The following is a 16,988-nucleotide window of genomic DNA, read 5'->3' as shown; positions in this document are numbered from 1 at the left end:
CTGGTCGCTATTATTTATATAATGGCGCCAACATTAACCTTTGGAGTTTTTATTATGAGAAGTCGTTTTGACCGAATTCGCCACGCTATTATGTTTGAATTGATAGGTCTTATTCTTATTGTCGGTGTTTTGAGTCAATTTGGTTTTGAAATGGGTCATGTTGGCATTATGGGGGTTGTATTTTCTCTTGTCGCCACTGGATGGAATTATGTTTATAACATCCTATTTGATAAGTACATGATGAGAAAAACAGGCACTACGATTAAATCAACATTAAACCGTGTTGTTCATAGCCTAGGGTTTGAAGGTGGGTTATTGTTTTTAACTATTCCTGCAATGGCATGGTTTTTAAATATTAGTTTATTAGAAGCTTTTATTCTTGATATTGGTCTCGTTGTTTTCTATCTGTTTTATGCGTATGTTTATAATTTAGCTTATGATAAAGCTTTCCCTATTAATGAGATAAAACAAGTCACTCAATAGATAGGGATTCGCTTAACTAAGGAGTGGTTATGAGTCATAAGTTGTCAGATTTTTCAGTTCAAATTCCTATTAACAAAGAACTGTGTGCATTTCAGGATGAAGTAAAAGAACAACTGTATGACTTTAATCACTCTCGTCCATCTGAACATCAATTAAGGGCAGATGTATTACAATCTATATTAGGTAATTATCAAGGTGTGATTATCGTCCCGCCATTTTATTGCGATATGGGAAAGAATATTCATTTCGAATGTGGTGGTTTTTTAAATTCAGGAGTTAAGATCTTAGATCTTGCTCCTGTTTTTATTGGTGAGTACGTTCAAATTGGACCGAATGTCGTAATAAGTACAGCAGGGCATCCTTTTGATTTAGCTGAGCGAGTGTTACCAATTGCTTCAGCTAACCCAATAAAGATTGGAGATAATGTTTGGATTGGGGCAAATGCTGTGATTCTTGATGGCGTAACAATAGGAGATAGAAGTGTTATTGGTGCAGGCAGTGTAGTAACTAAAGATATCCCACCAGACTGTGTAGCTGTTGGTAATCCTTGCCGAGTTATTAAAACCATCACGCATTCAGAAATGCCAACAGATGAAGAGCTTGAGGAAATGTGGGCAGATTTAACATAAGTTTTACTGTCAATAAAATACACAATTGAACGATTTGTGAACAATAATATTTATTCGTGATCATAACGTCATATTGCTTTAAAAAAATCTCCTAGAATATATTTATAACCACAAGGAGGTAATTATGGACAGTGTCACTATTGCACTACATCAATTAAATAGAGCAATTGATCTTTATTTTAATGACCGTGATTTTATTAGCACGCTCACTTTAAGTAATTCAGCACAGGCTATTCTAAGAAAGAAACTGATTTCACAAAGTCAGGTAAAAGCCTGTGAAGATGTAATTTTCAATAAATCCTTAACTACTTTTCAGCAAAATTCAAAGACAGAACCATGCGTATCGTTTCACTCATTAGAAACTGAACGTGAGTGGGAAGAGAAAGCGACAGAAGTTTTAATGACTTGCTGTGAAAGTGTAATGAAGCTTAATTTACCACGCAGTATACAAGTATCGGCATTTGTGAGAGCAAAAAGCAAAATGTTTGTCTGTTCGTAGATAAAAGCAAATACACTAACTTACCACGCTGTAAGCCTCGCTGTTTTGCAAAATGGCGCTTGATTGTAAGTTTAAAGTGCCGTGAACCCCTTTTATAGCTCGTTCTAGGTGGTAAAAATAGCGAATTTAAGTTGTTGATATTAAAGGTTTTGTTTTTATTGAGTTTATTGTACTTACTGGTAGTCTTCTTCTTAACAAGTTTAAGGAGTATTTATGGCTATATATAATGAAATATTTAATTCTGTTGATTTTTCACGTCAAGATTTGAGTCATGCTTATTATGAAGGGTGTAAGTTTTACTTATGTGATTTCTCTAGAGCAAATTTAAGGGATGCTCAATTTGTTGATTGCAGTTTTATTGAACAAGGTGCAATTGAAGGCTGTCATTTTGAATATGCAGATTTACGAGATGCGTCCTTTAAACATTGCAAGATAGCAATGGCCAATTTTAAAGGCGTAAATGCTTTTGGCGTTGAGTTTAGAGAATGTGACTTAAAAGGGGCAAACTTTACTCAGGCCAGTTTTTCAAATCAAATTAATCACCAAATGTACTTTTGTTCAGCTTACATTACAGGCTGTAATTTATCCTATGTAAACTTTGAACGCTTATGCATTGAAAAGTGTGATTTATTTGAAAATAAATGGAATGGGGCGAATTTACAAGGGGCGTCCTTTAAAGGTTCTGACTTATCTCGAGGATCGTTTTCTGAAGACGCTTGGGAGCAGTTTAAAATGCAAGACGCCAACTTATGCCATTGTGAATTAGAAGGCTTAGACCCGCGTAAAATAGACGTGACGGGGGTTAAAATTTGTAGTTGGCAACAAGAGCAATTGCTAGAGTCATTAGGATTAGTTGTACTCCCCGAATAAAAAGAGTCTAATAGAAAATCATGAGCTTATTCAGTAGAGCGGAAGCATAAAATGACACAGATATTAACGATTGTTGCAAGAATTGAAGCCCAAGAAGGGAAAGCGGACTTTGTTAAGGCAGAAATGCTTAAGTTACTTGAACCAACACGCAAAGAAGTTGGTTGCATTCAGTATGATTTACATCAAGACAACGATAACCCACATGTATTTGTATTTCATGAACAGTGGGAAAGCGAAGTACTTTTACAAGATCATTTAAATACGGCTCATATTGCTGAGTATGTAAAAGCGGTAGACGGCTCAATCACTTCATTTGTACTTAATCGTATGACGAAACTTTAATAGACGTTAAGTGATTAGCCATTATTAGGTTACCTAACCCATTTATAAACAAAAAAGCCACTCACGTATTACCATGAGTGGCTTTTTATGTCTTATGTTATCAGGACTGACTTCTTTAGAAAGAAAGGAAGATGCCTGCAACGGTTGCACTCATCAAGTTTGCTAATGTTGCGGCAAAGATAGCTTTCATGCCTAAGCGTGCAATGTCCGGGCGACGACTTGGTACAACGCCACCTAATCCACCCATTAACATAGCAATAGAGGTTAAGTTTGCGAAGCCACATAAAGCGAAAGTTACAATCGCTTGAGAATGCTCACTTAATTGATCTTTTACAGCCATTAAGTCAGCAAAGGCTACGAATTCATTAATTGCGATTTTTTTACCAATTAAACTTGCTGCGATGGTTGCTTCTGACCATGGAACCCCAATTAGCCATGCAATAGGTGCAAATAGGTAACCAAAGATCAGATCTAGGCTTAAGTTATCAAAACCAACTAATAAACCTACTTTATGTAATCCACCATTAACCAGTGCAATTAAACTGATAATAGCTAATAAGCTTGCGCCAACCGCAAATACAATTTGTAAGCCATTTAATGCACCTTGTGATGCGGCATCTATAATGTTTACTGGTGCATCATCAACGATATCGTCTTCATATTGCTCGGCTTCGTTAATCTCTTCGGTTTGTGGAACCAGAAGTTTTGCCATCATTAGACCAGCAGGAGCAGACATAAAGCTTGCCGCAATTAAGTATCGTAATTCAACACCTAACCCGGCGTAACCTACCATTGTGCCACCAGCAACAGAAGCTAGACCACCAACCATTACAGCAAACAGTTCTGAACGAGACATTTTAGCAAGGAAAGGACGTACAACTAATGGCGCTTCAACCGACCCAACAAAGATATTTGCGGTTGCTGACATTGATTCGGTGCGAGTTGTACCAAGAAAGCGTTGTAATCCGCCACCAATAATTTTAATTACCCAACCCATAATACCTAAGTAATATAAAACAGAGATTAGGGCTGAGAAAAATACAATGGTAGGTAAAACGTTAACGGCAAAAATAAAGCCTAACTTGTATTGAGCAAGATCACCAAAAAGGAATTCGGTACCAACTCGACCATAAGCAATAATGTCTGAAACAGCCATAGAGATACTATTAAGGATAGTTTGGCCAATTGGTACGTAGAGGATGAACCCAGCGAACAATAACTGAATTAAGAACGCGCCTAATACAGTGCGCCATTTGATGGCTTGTCGGTTTTCTGAAAAAAGAAACGCAATCGCGAATAGGCAAACAATGCCTAAAATACTGACCAAAAAGTTCAAGGTCAAACTCCAAAAGTATTTAGTTGATGATTGCGGGGGTATTCTAGTCAAAAATAAAAGTGTGACAAGGATCAAAATGTTATTGGATCCACATAGCAATAACAAAAATAAGGCTATTTGTTTATACTTTCATCAATAAACGGTCATTTGAGAACTTTATCACATATAAGAGAGTCAGTTGTTACTATATGGGATAATGGGGCAATTTATTAGACCTAACTATCCCTAAATTAGAGTGGTGGTTATATGATTAGATGTTATCAATTTTGTCTGAGTTAATGTGCTCTCGAACAAACTCCATAAAAATATGAACTTTTTTCGCTAAGAATTTATGGCGTGGGTAAACGGCATAAAGTGGCATGGATTGATTTAATTCCCAATCAGGTAAAAGTTGAACTAGCTTTCCATTACGCAGTTCATCAGAGAGAAGATAAGTGGCAATATAACCAATGCCATTACCTGACACGGTCGCATTACGAATCGCATCGGCCGAATCAATACGATAATTCCCCGATACTTTTATTTGTAGATTCTCATCACCTTTATGGAAACCCCAGACATTATCTTTACGTTCACGACTCATATAGGTTAGACAATTGTGCTTTTTAAGATCGTAAGGGTGATAAGGGATCCCATGCTTGGCAAGATAAGAGGGATTTGCAACGAGCACAAAGTGACAATCAATCAGATGCCTTGCGACAAATCCTTCAGGAGGGGAATCCATCACACCTATCCATAAGTCTAATTGCTCTGCAATCACATCGATCTTATGATCAAATAAAGTTATCTCTATATTAAGCTGTGGATAGCGCTGATGCAGCTCTGATAAATAAGGCAAAATGTGGTTGGTTGCAAAAGACTGTGCGATACCAACACGCAATTTACCATTTAGCGTGTCGATATTAGAAAGCAGTTCATTTTCAGCTTCGTTAATTTCATCGGCAATATTGGCACAATGCACCGCGAAGGACTGCCCAGCTTCGGTAAGCGAAAAAGATCGAGTCGTGCGTTGTACTAACTGAACACCTAAGCGCTCTTCAAGAAGTTGAATTTGTAAGCTTACTTGTGTTCTAGATATATCGAGAAGCTGAGCGGCCTTAGTAAAGCTTTTTTGTTGTGTGAGCGCATTAAACACGATCATTTGTTTGGCTTGCTTTAACATAGGCTTCTCTATTGGTAACTTTAACAGGAAAAAGAACGCTTCTATTGTAATAGAGCGATGGAATTGAATAAAGTGAGTTGTGTCTTTGTTTTTAGCTATCTATTGAAGAGGCATCGTTTTTTCGTGATAGAGTTTAGAAACAAAGACGGCGGGTAAGGATATTAAAATGCTATTTCCATATAAGAATATTGTAATTTTAACGGGAGCTGGGATCTCTGCAGAGTCAGGGATTCAAACGTTTCGTGCCAGTGATGGTTTATGGGAAAATCATCGAATTGAAGATGTTGCGACTCCAGAAGGTTTTTTAAAAGATCCTGACCTAGTTCAAAGTTTCTATAATAAACGTCGTGCTCTGTTAAAAAGTGATGATATTCAGCCTAATGCGGCTCATAAGGCGTTAGCTAAGCTTGAGAATGAACTTGATGGTACGGTGACTATTGTGACTCAAAACATCGATAATTTACACGAACGTGGTGGCAGTTTAAATGTGATCCACATGCATGGCGAGTTAAATAAGATTCGTTGTGAAGAATCAAATCAAGTGATTGTATGCACTGATGATATACATACTGGCGATTTATGCCATTGTTGTCAGATCCCTGCGCAGCTGCGTCCTCATGTGGTTTGGTTCGGTGAGATGCCATTAGAGATGGGACGAATTCATGATGCATTAAATCGCGCTGATTTGTTTATTTCTATTGGTACTTCTGGCTCAGTGTACCCAGCTGCGGGTTTTGTTCATGAAGCAAGATTACATGGAGCTCATACCATTGAGATTAACTTAGAGCCAAGTGCTGTTGACGATGAATTTGAAGAGAAACGCTATGGAAAGGCTGGTGTGTTAGTTCCTGAGTTAGTCTCAGAGTTGTTAGAGAGTGAGATTAATAAAACTTAATAATTAAAAAAGCCAATGAATCGTATAATTCACTGGCTTTTTATTCGGTTACTTCAATCTTGATGAAGCTAAGTAGAGTTATATTACATATCTACTTTTAGACGTTGGAAGTATTCGTCGTATAGCGCGCTTGCTTCACCGACTTCATCTTGCCATTCGCCTGAATCCATTACTTCTTGTGGTGGGAAGATATTTGGATCATTCGCAAACTCTTTTGGAAGAAGAGGGTATGCTGATTTAACAGGTGTTGGGTAACCAATTTCTAGTGCGATTTTAGCTGCATTCTCAGGACGTAATAAGAAATCCATCATTTCATGCGCTGCGTCTACGTTTTTTGCGCCAGCAGGAATAGCTAGGCTGTCCATCCAGAAAATTGCGCCTTTATCTGGCCATACGATTTGAATGTTGGCACCTTCTTCACGTGCCATATAAGCTGAACCGTTCCAAAGCATACCAACACTTGTTTCGCCGGCTAAGTACGGGTTTGCAGGGAAGTCTGAGTTAAATACCAAGATGTTTGGCAGTAATTTTTTCAACTCTTCGTAAGCGGCTTTGATTTCATCAGGATTAGTTGTATTTGCTGAGTAGCCAAGCTTTGTTAATGCAATATGGAAAACTTCGCGTGAATCATCCATCATCATTAACTGGCCTTGCCATTTTTCATCCCAGAAGTCATTCCAAGAGTGAAGTTCATTCGGGTTCATCATATCGGCATTAATACCAATACCTGTTGCGCCCCAGATGTATGGGATAGAGTAGTTGTTGTTTGGATCAAAAGGCTTATTGAGGTAGTTTGGATCTAAATCTTTAAAATGAGGAAGTTTAGATTTATCAATCTTTTGTAGCATGCCTTCTTTGCGCATTTTAGATACAAAGTAGGTAGAAGGAACAACTAGGTCGTATCCAGAACCTTGAGTTTTTAACTTAGCGTACATGCTTTCGTTAGACTCATAAGTTGAGTAATAAACTTTGATACCGGTTTCTTTTGTGAAGTCTTCAAGCACTTCATTAGGAATATATTCTGACCAGTTATAAAAATAGAGCTCTTTATCTGCAGCTTGTGCATTACCAGCGATTAAGGCTGCAGCGCACAGTCCTGTAGAGACGAGAGTTGTCCACTTTTTCATTTCCTTCTCCTATTAAGATGAAAGGTGTTCCATTAATTAGCTGTACAGTATAACCATTTTTAAGAATTACTTCATTGCTTTATAAAACAATATCTTGGCTTAAATCAATTAATATTGATAAATCAGTTAGTTGAAAACCTATAGCGCAGATACAAAAATGGCAGCGATAAACGCTGCCATTAGTTAAGGTCAGTAAAGGGTTAGGTTACTGTCCGGCTTTTAGTTTTAAGAAGTACTCTTCATATTTCACTGTCATGTCGCCAACAGCTGATTGCCATTCAACACGGTCAAGATCTTCTTGAGACGGGAATAGTGGAGCAATATCTTTAAATTTGTCATTTGATGCTTTAACAGCAGTCAAGTAGCCTGTATCTTTAGAAATACGCTCTGCAATTTCAGGACGAAGTAGGAAGTCGATCATTTTATGAGATGCTTCTACGTTTTTAGCGCCAGATGGAATTGCAAAGTTATCAACCCAACCGATACCGCCTTCTTTAGGGAAGATCAGTTTAATTGGTAAACCTTCAGCTTGTGCAGCAGCTGCAGAACCATTCCAAAGCATACCAAGACCCACTTCACCAGCCATGTATGGTGCAGCAGGGTTATCTGAGTTAAATACTAATACGTTTGGCATTAGTTTTTGTAGCTCAGCGTAAGCTTCGTCAATTTCTTTTGGATTTGTTGAGTTACCTGAGTAACCTAATTTTCGTAATGCAATGTGGAATACTTCACGAGTATCATCCATTAACATTAACTGATCTTCAAACTCTGGGTTCCAAAGATCGCTCCAACTATTGAAGTCATCTGGGTTGTACATTTCTGTGTTTACAGCAAGACCTGTGATCGCCACTACGTGTGGAATAGAGTATTCATTTTTAGGATCAAATGGCTTGTCTAAGTAGTTTGTGTCCAATTGAGCAAAGTTTGATAGCTTTGACTTATCAATTGGTTGAAGCATTTTTTCGTCGCGCATTTTTGCAACGAAATAAGTCGAAGGAACAACAAGATCGTAGCCTTTGTTGTGCGCCTTCATTTTTGCGTATAACGTTTCGTTCGACTCATAAGTCGAGTAGATAACCTTAATACCAGTCTCTTTAGTAAATTCTTCTAAAATATCACTGTTGATGTATGGTCCCCAGTTCATGAATACCAATTCATCATTTTCTTTTGCGTTAGCAACATTCATTGTTAGTGCTAAAGCACAGGCGGTTCCAGTAAAAAACGCAGCCATTTTGTTCATTGATTGACTCTCCATTAGAGTGATAAAAAAGAAGACATGTCGAACAAAAGGCATGTCTTCCAGATTCTATTGTTTATCTAAACAATAGTTTTTTAAAAAATTGAAATTTACTTTATTTTTTCTCTTGCTAACAGTTGTGATAGAACAACCAAAGCAAGTGAAACAATTAACATAACAGTAGCTAGAGCATTAACCTCAGGTGAAATACCCACTTTAACCATTGAGTAAATCTTCAGTGGTAAAATTTCGTAAGTTGGACCCGTTACAAATGAACTGATGATCACATCGTCCAGTGATAGGGTAAAACTTAATAACCAGCCAGCTGCTACAGCAGGTTTTGCTAGTGGAAGAATAATTTGCTTCAAAATTACCCATTCACTTGCGCCTAAATCTCGTGCTGCTTCTAACATTTTCACATCAAAGCCTTTTAAGCGGCTATATACTGTTACTACCACGAATGGTAAACAGAAAGTGATGTGAGCAATTAATAGTGTTAAAAAGCCAAGTTCAAAACCGATTACTAAGAAAATAGCCAGTAATGAAATTGCCATTACGATATCAGGTGACATCATTACTACAAATAATAGTCCATTAACGAATTTTTTGCCTTTAAACTGATAACGAAAAAGGGCAACCGCCGTTAAACTGCCAATAATGGTTGCAGCGGTGCCTGAAATTACTGCGATAGTAATTGAGTGCCAAGCTGCTTGCATTAAACTGTCATTACTGACTAGAGCTTCATACCATTTTGTAGTGAAGCCGCCCCATTTCATACCAAATTTACTTGCGTTGAATGAGTTTGCAATCAGAACAATGATTGGAAGGTATAAGAAAAGATATACCAAGCTCATAAAACTAAATCTAATTGTGCGTCCCATTAGTCTAGATCCGCCTTTTTATTTAATAACTTGCCTGCACGGTAGTAAGCGTAGAGCATTAATGCCATTGCTAAGGTGAGGGCGATACTGGTTGCTGCACCAAATGGCCAATCACGAGCGTTTAATACTTGGCTCTTAATTACGTTACCGATTAGTAGGTTTTTCGCACCGCCTAATAGGTCGGAAATATAGAACATACCAAGTGCTGGAAGTAATACTAATAAACAACCACCAATGATACCTGGCATCGTTAATGGCAATACAATCTTCCATAGTGTTTGAAGTTTGTTTGCACCTAGATCACGAGCCGCTTCTAAGTAAGTACCGTCAAGTTTTTCAATCGCTGAATACAGTGGCAAAATCATGAAAGGCAATAGGATGTATACCAAACCAATCATTACTGCGCTTTCTGTATACATAATACGTAATGGTTTATCTATGATATCCATCGCGATTAAGCTTTTATTTAAAATACCTTGAGTACCTAACACAATTTTTAAGCCATAAGTACGGATTAATGAGTTAGTCCAAAAAGGAACAATAATTAAAAACAGCATAAATGGACGCCATCTTTCAGGCATTTTCGCAACGATGTAGGCGAATGGATAACCCACAACCAAACAAATTAACGTTGCAACAATGGCCATATAAAATGAATGCCAAAGCACTTTTGCGTATAGCGGATCAAAAAGACGCAGATAGTTATCCATCGTAAACGTCATTTCGATTAAATTTGCTTCATCACGAGTTAAGAAGCTCGTACCGATGATCATTACATTTGGAATGAAAACGAACAGCAGTAACCAACTAACAATAACCGTGATGATGATATTTTGGAGATTAAACTTCTTGTTCATCTGCTAACACCACTTCCCAGCTTTCAACCCAAGTAATTGCTACTTTTTGACCTAAAGAGTGATCAACATCTGGATCATCTTCATTAAAGAACTCACTGATCATTACACGCATACCTGAATCTAATTCAAGTACAGAGTCTAAAGTCATGCCTTTATATGTGCGCTCACGAACATATCCTGTAATGCCTTTGTTATCAGACTCTTTGATCTCTTCTAGGCGTAAATCTTCAGGACGAAGTAATACCTTCACTTTATCGCCAGGTGCAACATCAAGGTCACAGTAAACGACAGCGGATGTATCTTCGATCTCTGCTCTAATACGTTTTTCATCAAGGCGCTCTAGCACGGTTGCAGCGAACACGTTGATTTCACCAATAAAGCGAGCAACAAATAAGTTCTTTGGTTCTTCGTAAATTTCACGAGGAGTGCCGTCTTGTTCAATAACACCATCACGCATTACGATAATACGGTCAGACATTGAAAGAGCTTCTTCTTGGTCGTGAGTTACAAAGATAAAAGTAATGCCCAATTGACGTTGTAATTGTTTAAGCTCAATTTGCATTTGTTTACGTAATTTGTAATCAAGTGCAGACAAAGATTCATCTAAAAGAAGAACTTTAGGCTTATTAACCACTGCACGAGCAATAGCGATACGTTGTTGTTGGCCACCAGATAACTGATGAGGTTTACGATTTGCCATTTGTGCTAAACGAACCATTTGCAACGCTTCTGTTACGCGAGGTTCAATTTCATTATTTGGCACATTTTGCATGCGCAAACCAAAAGCAACGTTTTCAAATACCGTCATGTGTGGGAATAGGGCGTAGCTTTGGAATACGGTATTCACATGCCTCTGTTCAGCGGGTATTGACGTTACATCTGTCGAATCCAGTAAAATTGTTCCAGCATCAGCAGTTTCAAAACCTGCGATCATGCGTAACACTGTGGTCTTACCACAACCTGATGGGCCAAGAATGGTTAAAAACTCGCCGTGATTAACATCTAAATCGAAATTAGAGATCACTTCTTTGCCATCAAAACTTTTTGAAATGCCTGTTAATTTAATAACGGCTTCTTTTTCGGATTGTTGTGTAACGTTCAATGTCTTTTTATCTCCGCCTTGGGTAGTGATACCGCGCTTAGTATTATGGATGTAAGATGGGATTTCGGGCGCATGATAGACCCCAAGTTACGATATGAAAAGTGTTTTTTATTTGATTGCCCTATTTTTTTTCTAATAAGCTACTTTTTATGCATTGTGTGCTCATTCATTGAGCTTCATTATAGACAATTATCAGCCACTTGATTGGTTTTATTACAAATAAATCTCCTTTTTTTTGAAGATTTGTAAAATTCTTTTTTATGAATACTGCACTAGCTTAATGAAAACCGTATAATCGACTCATGTTTTATAGTGGTAGACAAAAATGAGTGACCAACCAAAAGAAAAAAAGTTTATTCTTGGTGGGAGCATTGAAAAAGCGATGGCAGGGGATTTTGAATTAAGTCCTGTTAGCGTACTTCAAGAAGCTTGGCAAAATACAATTAAACATTTTTTCACGTTTTCTCCAGCAATTTTGTTGCTTACATCTTCGTATATGGCCGTCTTTTTTGTGGCTTTACAAATACAGCTGGGTGATCCTGCGGTGTTATTTCATGCATTTCTTGGTGAGACGGAACTAACAACTAAGATATCTTATGCTGCTTTTGTTGCAGGGTTAAGCGCACAAGTGATTATTTCGCCATTAACGGCAGGCGCCAGTTTGATGGGAATGAGTCATGCCGCTGGTTTTAAATGTCGTACTAATTATATTTTTAAAGGATTAGCGTCTGCTGGAATGGTCGCATTAGTGACGATTTTATCGGAAGTGCTGCAAGGCTTAGTGAATATCTATTTGCCAATGGTTGCACTGTACTTATCAATGGCTTTTGGCTTCGCTGTACTTTTAGTATGTGAGAAAAAAGCACCACCGCTAAAAGCCCTGCTATATTCATTTAGAGCAACAAATAAAAAATTAACATCAATGCTGCTGATTCATGTTGTGATTATGCTAGCGTTAGTCTTTGGCATTGCATTATATGGTGTTGGTTTAATTGTGGTAATGCCGTTTATTTTCAATGTGAAAGGAATTATTTACCGCAATATGTTTGGTGTTACTTTAAAAGTAATGGTGAAGGATGATAAAGGTAATTCTGATAATCCGAACCAAGATGTTAACAATGATATTTTCAACGCGTGAGTTTATTATGATTAAAAAGACGATTGTTTTGTTCGCTGTTTTATTGATGGCAGCGTGTACACCAAAAGAAAAAGTGCCTGACTTTAAAGCATTCACAGATGTAAAAGAGAAAAAAGCGGCGTTTTTCAATTTTATGTATCCTGCAGTAATCGCTGAAAACGCTCGTGTACAGAAAGAGCGTGAATTTATAGAGTCATTAGTTATGAAGTTGGATAATGATTCTGGCATTACCTCTAAAGAATTGGATAAGGCAACTAAGTTAGGTGAACTTTATAAAGAAAAGCTAACGGATGCTGGCGTGAATGCAGATTGGGTTAACGCGATGCTAGTCAAAGTAGATTACATTCCTGCGCCTTTAGTATTAAGCCAAGGGGCAAATGAATCGGCATGGGGGACCTCTCGTTTTGCTCGCGAAGCCAATAACTACTTTGGTCAATGGTGTTACACTAAAGGTTGTGGTGTGGTTCCTAGTAAGCGTAATGAAGGTGCAGCGCATGAAGTTGCAAAGTTTGATTCATCACAAGAGGCGGTTCACGCTTATTTTATGAACGTTAACCGCAACAATGCCTATGCTGAACTTCGTGTTATTAGAGAAAAACTACATAACTCTCCAGAAGCATTGACACCAGAACAAGAAGCAAATGCATTAGCGCATGGGTTAATTCGTTATTCTGAGCGTGGTGAAGCTTACGTAGAAGAGATCCAAGCGATGATCCGTCATAATAGTCAGTATTGGAGATAAAATGAAAAAATGGATTGGTGCGACAACGTTGTCACTGTTGTGTTTGGCGTTACCAGTTAAAGCTGAGCAGTATCGTTTTACTTATTCGAAACTGTATTACCAGTTAAAAGTGAATCAAAAAGAAGGGCATGATGATGTTCGCATGGCATTGTTCTTCAATGATTCTCAAACAGGTAAAGCATGTCAAATAACCAAAGCATGGATGGAAAAAGAAGAGCATTACGAAGAATTTACGATTCCAAGTAATCAGGAATTGACTCTTCCTATTGATGACAATTTAAAATCAGCCAATCCATTAGTTTATATTCAAACTGAAGAGGGTAAGCAGTGTGATATTTCGATGGAAGTTCTTGCAAATCAGCGCTTTGATGGCTCAGTTTCGATTAAAGAGTTAAAAGAACTCGCTATTCAAATGGATGCAATGCTTGCTGATATCGGTGGCATGTTCTCAAGCTACTTTATGCCTGATGTTGAAGGCATTACGTTTGTTTTTGGTGACACTGTCACTGAAGCTGTCAAACTGTCAAATGGTAAGGATCTTTCTTTAAAAAATGGAAGAGCTACAGTTAGTCTTGAAAAATATGCTGATGATGTGCGTATTTTACTGCCTGCTGAACCATTGAAAGTGACTCCTTGGTTAGCGAAATAATTCTATTTTTTATAATAAAAAAGGCGCTAACTTTAAAAGTTAACGCCTTTTTTGTGCATAAATGAAAGATTACTCTACAGTAACAACATCTAGTTTTAGTGATGGGTCAAACTCTGCAACTGCGTCATCAGCATCAATAGGCTGCACTGGCATTTCTTCTTTATCAAAGCCAATATCACCACCATTAATAACACCAGAGTCGCGGTTAATACTTTTGAAATCAAACGTATTAAAATCGGCTAAATGGCTAGGCACTACGTTTTGCATTGCTGTGAACATTGTTTCAATGCGTCCTGGGAATTGCTTATCCCATGTGTTTAGCATTTGTTTAACATTCTGACGTTGCATGTTTGGTTGTGAGCCACATAGATTACACGGAATAATCGGGTAGTTACGCATATCAGCGTACTTGATAATGTCTTTTTCACGACAGTAAGCCAGTGGGCGAATAACAACGTGCTCACCATTATCAGAAACTAGTTTTGGTGGCATACCCTTTAATTTACCGCCATAGAACATATTTAAGAACATAGTTTCTAAAATATCATCACGATGATGCCCTAATGCAATCTTAGTTGCACCAAGTTCTTTTGCGGTACGGTAGAGAATACCACGGCGTAAACGTGAACATAATGAACAAGTCGTTTTGCCTTCAGGGATTTTATCTTGAACGATAGAGTAGGTATCTTCTTCTACGATCTTGTATTCAACACCTAGTTCTTCTAAATATTCAGGAAGAATATGAGAAGGGAAACCCGGTTGCTTTTGATCAAGATTCACAGCAATTAAGTCAAATGAGATTGGCGCATTTTTCTTTAAGCTCATTAAGATATCAAGCATAGTAAAGCTATCTTTACCGCCAGACAGACATACCATGATACGGTCGCCATCTTCAATCATGTTGTAATCAACAATGGCATTACCTGTATTACGACGGATCTTCTTTTGAAGCTTATTAAAATTATATTGCTGCGCTTTGGTTAATTCGCTCATTTACTTACTCTAAACTAATGATGGAACTGATAAGGCGGGTATTATACCCAATCAAATTCAATAAGCGAGTTTCCACAAAGATTATTTTGGGATGCAAAACAAGGGCTACTTAAGTAACCCTTACTTTTTACGTTATTAATGCAGGTAATATTAGATATGATTAGGGTCTAATGGGCTAATGTATCCTTCTGGTTTTAGCGCTAAAATATCACTATTGAGTAAGTCTAATGTATTCTCAGCGGTATTTCCTATAAAGATAGCAGACAAACCTGTTCTTCCTGTTGTACCAAGTATAACAAGCGCAGCATGTAATTCATCTTCTACTTCAGAGATAACTTCCTCTGTATGTCCTTCATATACGTGTGTTTGTTCTTCGGGGATACCATGTTTTTGTCTTAGCGCTTTCATTTCTGTTAAATGATGACCACGAATTGCATCTTTGTATTGTATTGCATCAAATTCGGGCAGTTCGGCATGAATTGAAGGAGGCGTTGAAGGATAAGCATTGACTAGGTGTGGTGTTGAGTTAAGCACCTCTGCAAAATATTTAGCTTCATCGACCATCTTATCATTGAGCGCTAAGTGTGTTGGATTTTCGGAACCAACGTGCACTGAAGCTAAAATATTACCATTTTCTGGCCATGTTCTCTCTTTTACAAGAAGAACAGGAATAGGGGATTTACGTAATAAATGCCAGTCAGTTGGAGTAAAAAAGACGGTTTCTAATTTTGCGTGCTGGCGAGTAGATTTTACTAATAAATTATAGCTGCCATCAAAGATTTCATTGACGATGGCTTCGTATGGCCGATTATGCCAAACCATTTTCACTTTGATAGTAACATGTTCTGGAATATTGTAATTACTGATAATCTCATCAAACATTTTCACTTTTTGAGAGACAACACCATTTCTCATGGCTGTACGTTCATCAGCAGATAGCATCGATGTCATTTCATAAGAAAAATCATACGTTGTGCAGAATAGCGTTATTTCAGACGATTTTGTGCTGCGCTTTGCTATATCCAGCGCACGGTCTAAAGCGGGTTGTTCATCCTGATCAATTATCCCAACAACAAGTATTTTACGGTAGCGGTTCATACTAACCTCCTTGGTAAAAACCAATTCATAAAATCATTTTGTTATCTTTACTTTAGCAGTTTGAGGGGGAATATGGAGAAATTAGATACAAAAAAGTGAGGTACATCAGAAGATATACCTCACTTTTTAAATGTTTTTATTTATATAATTTACTTAATTTCTTTTGCTGAGCCAGCAAGTTCAGCTAAAGCATCATGATCATTGATTGTGATGTATTTACCTTTAACTGTTAACATTTCACTCTTTTGGAAACGGCCTAATAAACGACTGATGGTTTCAACAGTTAACCCAAGGTAATTACCAATATCACCACGAGTCATTGTTAAACGAAACTCTCTAGGTGAGAAACCACGTTGATGGAAACGAGTTGATAAGTTGTATAAGAATGCCGCTAAACGTTCTTCTGCATTTTTCTTAGACAGTAGCAAAATCATTTCTTGGTCGCCTTTGATTTCGTTACTCATCAAACGCATGATTTGTTGACGAAGTTTTGGCATTTTACCCGATAGGTCATCAAGGATTTCATAAGGTATTTCACATACCATAGATGTTTCAAGAGCTTGAGCAAAGCTTGGGTGCTCAGCTTCAGTAATAGCATCAAAGCCAACAAGGTCACCCGCTAAGTGGAATGCAGTTATCTGTTCATCACCTTGCTCAGTAATCGTGTAGCTTTTGATTGTGCCTGAACGAATAGCGTATAAAGATTTTAATTCATCGCCAGCTTTAAACAGTTCCTGACCTTTTTGAATAGGCTTTTTACGTTCAATGATTTCATCAAGCTGATCGAGCTCAGACTCATTTAAAGTAAAAGGAATACATAATTGACTGATACTGCAATCTTGGCAGTGAATAGCACATCCGCCTGACTGGATTCGTTTGTTTGCTGAGTTATCTGACATCATCTCATTCAATGCTCTTATAATTGATATATGTCAATTTTAGCATTAA

The 16,988-nt window shown here is 37.7% G+C and carries 20 protein-coding genes; 10 read left to right on the top strand and 10 right to left on the bottom strand.

Annotated features, from left to right (window positions below; translation table 11 throughout):
- The first annotated feature begins 54 nt into the window (after nucleotides 1-54).
- From PVK63_RS03115 to PVK63_RS03095, 5 genes are all read left to right on the top strand, one after another.
- Entirely contained in the window at nucleotides 55-483 is a 429-nt protein-coding gene (locus PVK63_RS03115) for a PACE efflux transporter (RefSeq protein WP_130087115.1), read from the top strand.
- A 29-nt stretch (nucleotides 484-512) separates the two neighbouring features.
- Complete coding sequence (locus PVK63_RS03110) at nucleotides 513-1,112, top strand: sugar O-acetyltransferase (protein WP_130044507.1); 600 nt, start codon at nucleotides 513-515, stop codon at nucleotides 1,110-1,112.
- A 124-nt stretch (nucleotides 1,113-1,236) separates the two neighbouring features.
- The gene (locus PVK63_RS03105) at nucleotides 1,237-1,611 is read left to right on the top strand and encodes a hypothetical protein (RefSeq protein WP_130044506.1); all 375 of its coding nucleotides are present in this window, start codon (nucleotides 1,237-1,239) and stop codon (nucleotides 1,609-1,611) included.
- Nucleotides 1,612-1,824: 213 nt separating this feature from the next.
- Nucleotides 1,825-2,481 (top strand): Qnr family pentapeptide repeat protein, encoded by a 657-nt coding sequence (locus PVK63_RS03100; RefSeq protein ID WP_130087113.1) that lies wholly within the window; start codon nucleotides 1,825-1,827, stop codon nucleotides 2,479-2,481.
- 51 nt (nucleotides 2,482-2,532) lie between these two features.
- Nucleotides 2,533-2,823 (top strand): putative quinol monooxygenase, encoded by a 291-nt coding sequence (locus PVK63_RS03095; protein WP_130044504.1) that lies wholly within the window; start codon nucleotides 2,533-2,535, stop codon nucleotides 2,821-2,823.
- A gap of 115 nt (nucleotides 2,824-2,938) precedes the next feature.
- Here the strand turns inward: PVK63_RS03095 and PVK63_RS03090 are convergent, their stop codons facing one another.
- Nucleotides 2,939-4,159, bottom strand: coding sequence for a NupC/NupG family nucleoside CNT transporter (locus PVK63_RS03090; RefSeq protein WP_130047371.1), 1,221 nt, complete (start codon nucleotides 4,157-4,159; stop codon nucleotides 2,939-2,941).
- Nucleotides 4,160-4,409: 250 nt separating this feature from the next.
- A complete protein-coding gene (locus PVK63_RS03085) occupies nucleotides 4,410-5,321 on the bottom strand; it encodes a LysR family transcriptional regulator (RefSeq protein WP_130044502.1) in 912 nt (303 codons plus the stop codon).
- On the opposite strand from PVK63_RS03085, the gene PVK63_RS20010 reads away from it, so the two are divergent.
- A complete protein-coding gene (locus PVK63_RS20010) occupies nucleotides 5,278-5,388 on the top strand; it encodes a DUF3894 domain-containing protein (RefSeq protein ID WP_165366849.1) in 111 nt (36 codons plus the stop codon). The genes PVK63_RS03085 and PVK63_RS20010 overlap by 44 nt on opposite strands.
- Nucleotides 5,389-5,487: 99 nt before the next feature.
- Nucleotides 5,488-6,216 carry a Sir2 family NAD+-dependent deacetylase gene (cobB, locus tag PVK63_RS03080; RefSeq protein WP_130059993.1) on the top strand — a complete coding sequence of 243 codons (729 nt, stop codon included), beginning with the start codon at nucleotides 5,488-5,490 and terminating at the stop codon, nucleotides 6,214-6,216.
- A gap of 83 nt (nucleotides 6,217-6,299) precedes the next feature.
- On the opposite strand, the gene PVK63_RS03075 is transcribed toward cobB, so the two are convergent.
- The 5 genes from PVK63_RS03075 to potA all read right to left on the bottom strand — a co-directional run bounded on the left by PVK63_RS03075 (nucleotide 6,300) and on the right by potA (nucleotide 11,420).
- Entirely contained in the window at nucleotides 6,300-7,343 is a 1,044-nt protein-coding gene (locus PVK63_RS03075) for an extracellular solute-binding protein (protein ID WP_130087109.1), read from the bottom strand.
- Between the two features lie 205 nt (nucleotides 7,344-7,548).
- A complete protein-coding gene (locus tag PVK63_RS03070) occupies nucleotides 7,549-8,583 on the bottom strand; it encodes an extracellular solute-binding protein (RefSeq protein ID WP_130087107.1) in 1,035 nt (344 codons plus the stop codon).
- 107 nt (nucleotides 8,584-8,690) lie between these two features.
- Nucleotides 8,691-9,461 carry a spermidine/putrescine ABC transporter permease PotC gene (potC, locus tag PVK63_RS03065; protein ID WP_130047366.1) on the bottom strand — a complete coding sequence of 257 codons (771 nt, stop codon included), beginning with the start codon at nucleotides 9,459-9,461 and terminating at the stop codon, nucleotides 8,691-8,693.
- Nucleotides 9,461-10,318, bottom strand: a complete 858-nt coding sequence (gene potB, locus PVK63_RS03060; RefSeq protein WP_130047365.1) for a spermidine/putrescine ABC transporter permease PotB — start codon at nucleotides 10,316-10,318, stop codon at nucleotides 9,461-9,463. Before potB ends, potC begins: the two co-directional genes overlap by 1 nt.
- Nucleotides 10,302-11,420: a spermidine/putrescine ABC transporter ATP-binding protein PotA gene (gene potA / locus PVK63_RS03055; RefSeq protein WP_130047364.1), complete on the bottom strand. Its 1,119-nt coding sequence runs from the start codon at nucleotides 11,418-11,420 to the stop codon at nucleotides 10,302-10,304. The genes potB and potA overlap by 17 nt, the downstream gene beginning before the upstream one ends.
- Nucleotides 11,421-11,745: 325 nt before the next feature.
- Between potA and PVK63_RS03050 the strand changes: the two genes are divergently transcribed.
- From PVK63_RS03050 to PVK63_RS03040, 3 genes are read left to right on the top strand one after another with little or no spacing between them, the layout of a single operon-like run.
- Complete coding sequence (locus PVK63_RS03050) at nucleotides 11,746-12,558, top strand: hypothetical protein (RefSeq protein WP_274439830.1); 813 nt, start codon at nucleotides 11,746-11,748, stop codon at nucleotides 12,556-12,558.
- A gap of 7 nt (nucleotides 12,559-12,565) precedes the next feature.
- Nucleotides 12,566-13,300 (top strand): glucosaminidase domain-containing protein, encoded by a 735-nt coding sequence (locus PVK63_RS03045; RefSeq protein ID WP_130087320.1) that lies wholly within the window; start codon nucleotides 12,566-12,568, stop codon nucleotides 13,298-13,300.
- A 1-nt stretch (nucleotide 13,301) separates the two neighbouring features.
- Nucleotides 13,302-13,949 carry a DUF2987 domain-containing protein gene (locus PVK63_RS03040; protein ID WP_130087105.1) on the top strand — a complete coding sequence of 216 codons (648 nt, stop codon included), beginning with the start codon at nucleotides 13,302-13,304 and terminating at the stop codon, nucleotides 13,947-13,949.
- 69 nt (nucleotides 13,950-14,018) lie between these two features.
- Here PVK63_RS03040 and ttcA read toward each other — a convergent pair whose 3' ends face one another.
- The 3 genes from ttcA to PVK63_RS03025 form a co-directional block, all read right to left on the bottom strand.
- Entirely contained in the window at nucleotides 14,019-14,942 is a 924-nt protein-coding gene (gene ttcA / locus PVK63_RS03035; RefSeq protein ID WP_130087104.1) for a tRNA 2-thiocytidine(32) synthetase TtcA, read from the bottom strand.
- 150 nt (nucleotides 14,943-15,092) lie between these two features.
- Nucleotides 15,093-16,040 (bottom strand): universal stress protein UspE, encoded by a 948-nt coding sequence (gene uspE / locus PVK63_RS03030; protein ID WP_130047361.1) that lies wholly within the window; start codon nucleotides 16,038-16,040, stop codon nucleotides 15,093-15,095.
- Between the two features lie 149 nt (nucleotides 16,041-16,189).
- A complete protein-coding gene (locus tag PVK63_RS03025) occupies nucleotides 16,190-16,942 on the bottom strand; it encodes an FNR family transcription factor (RefSeq protein ID WP_130044491.1) in 753 nt (250 codons plus the stop codon).
- Nucleotides 16,943-16,988 lie beyond the last annotated feature (46 nt).

The organism is Aliivibrio sp. S2TY2 (genome assembly GCF_028765525.1).
Classification (GTDB): Bacteria; Pseudomonadota; Gammaproteobacteria; order Enterobacterales; family Vibrionaceae; genus Aliivibrio; species Aliivibrio finisterrensis_A.
Note: the sequence above shows the minus strand (reverse complement) of the source record. Positions and strands in the feature narration are given on the sequence as shown.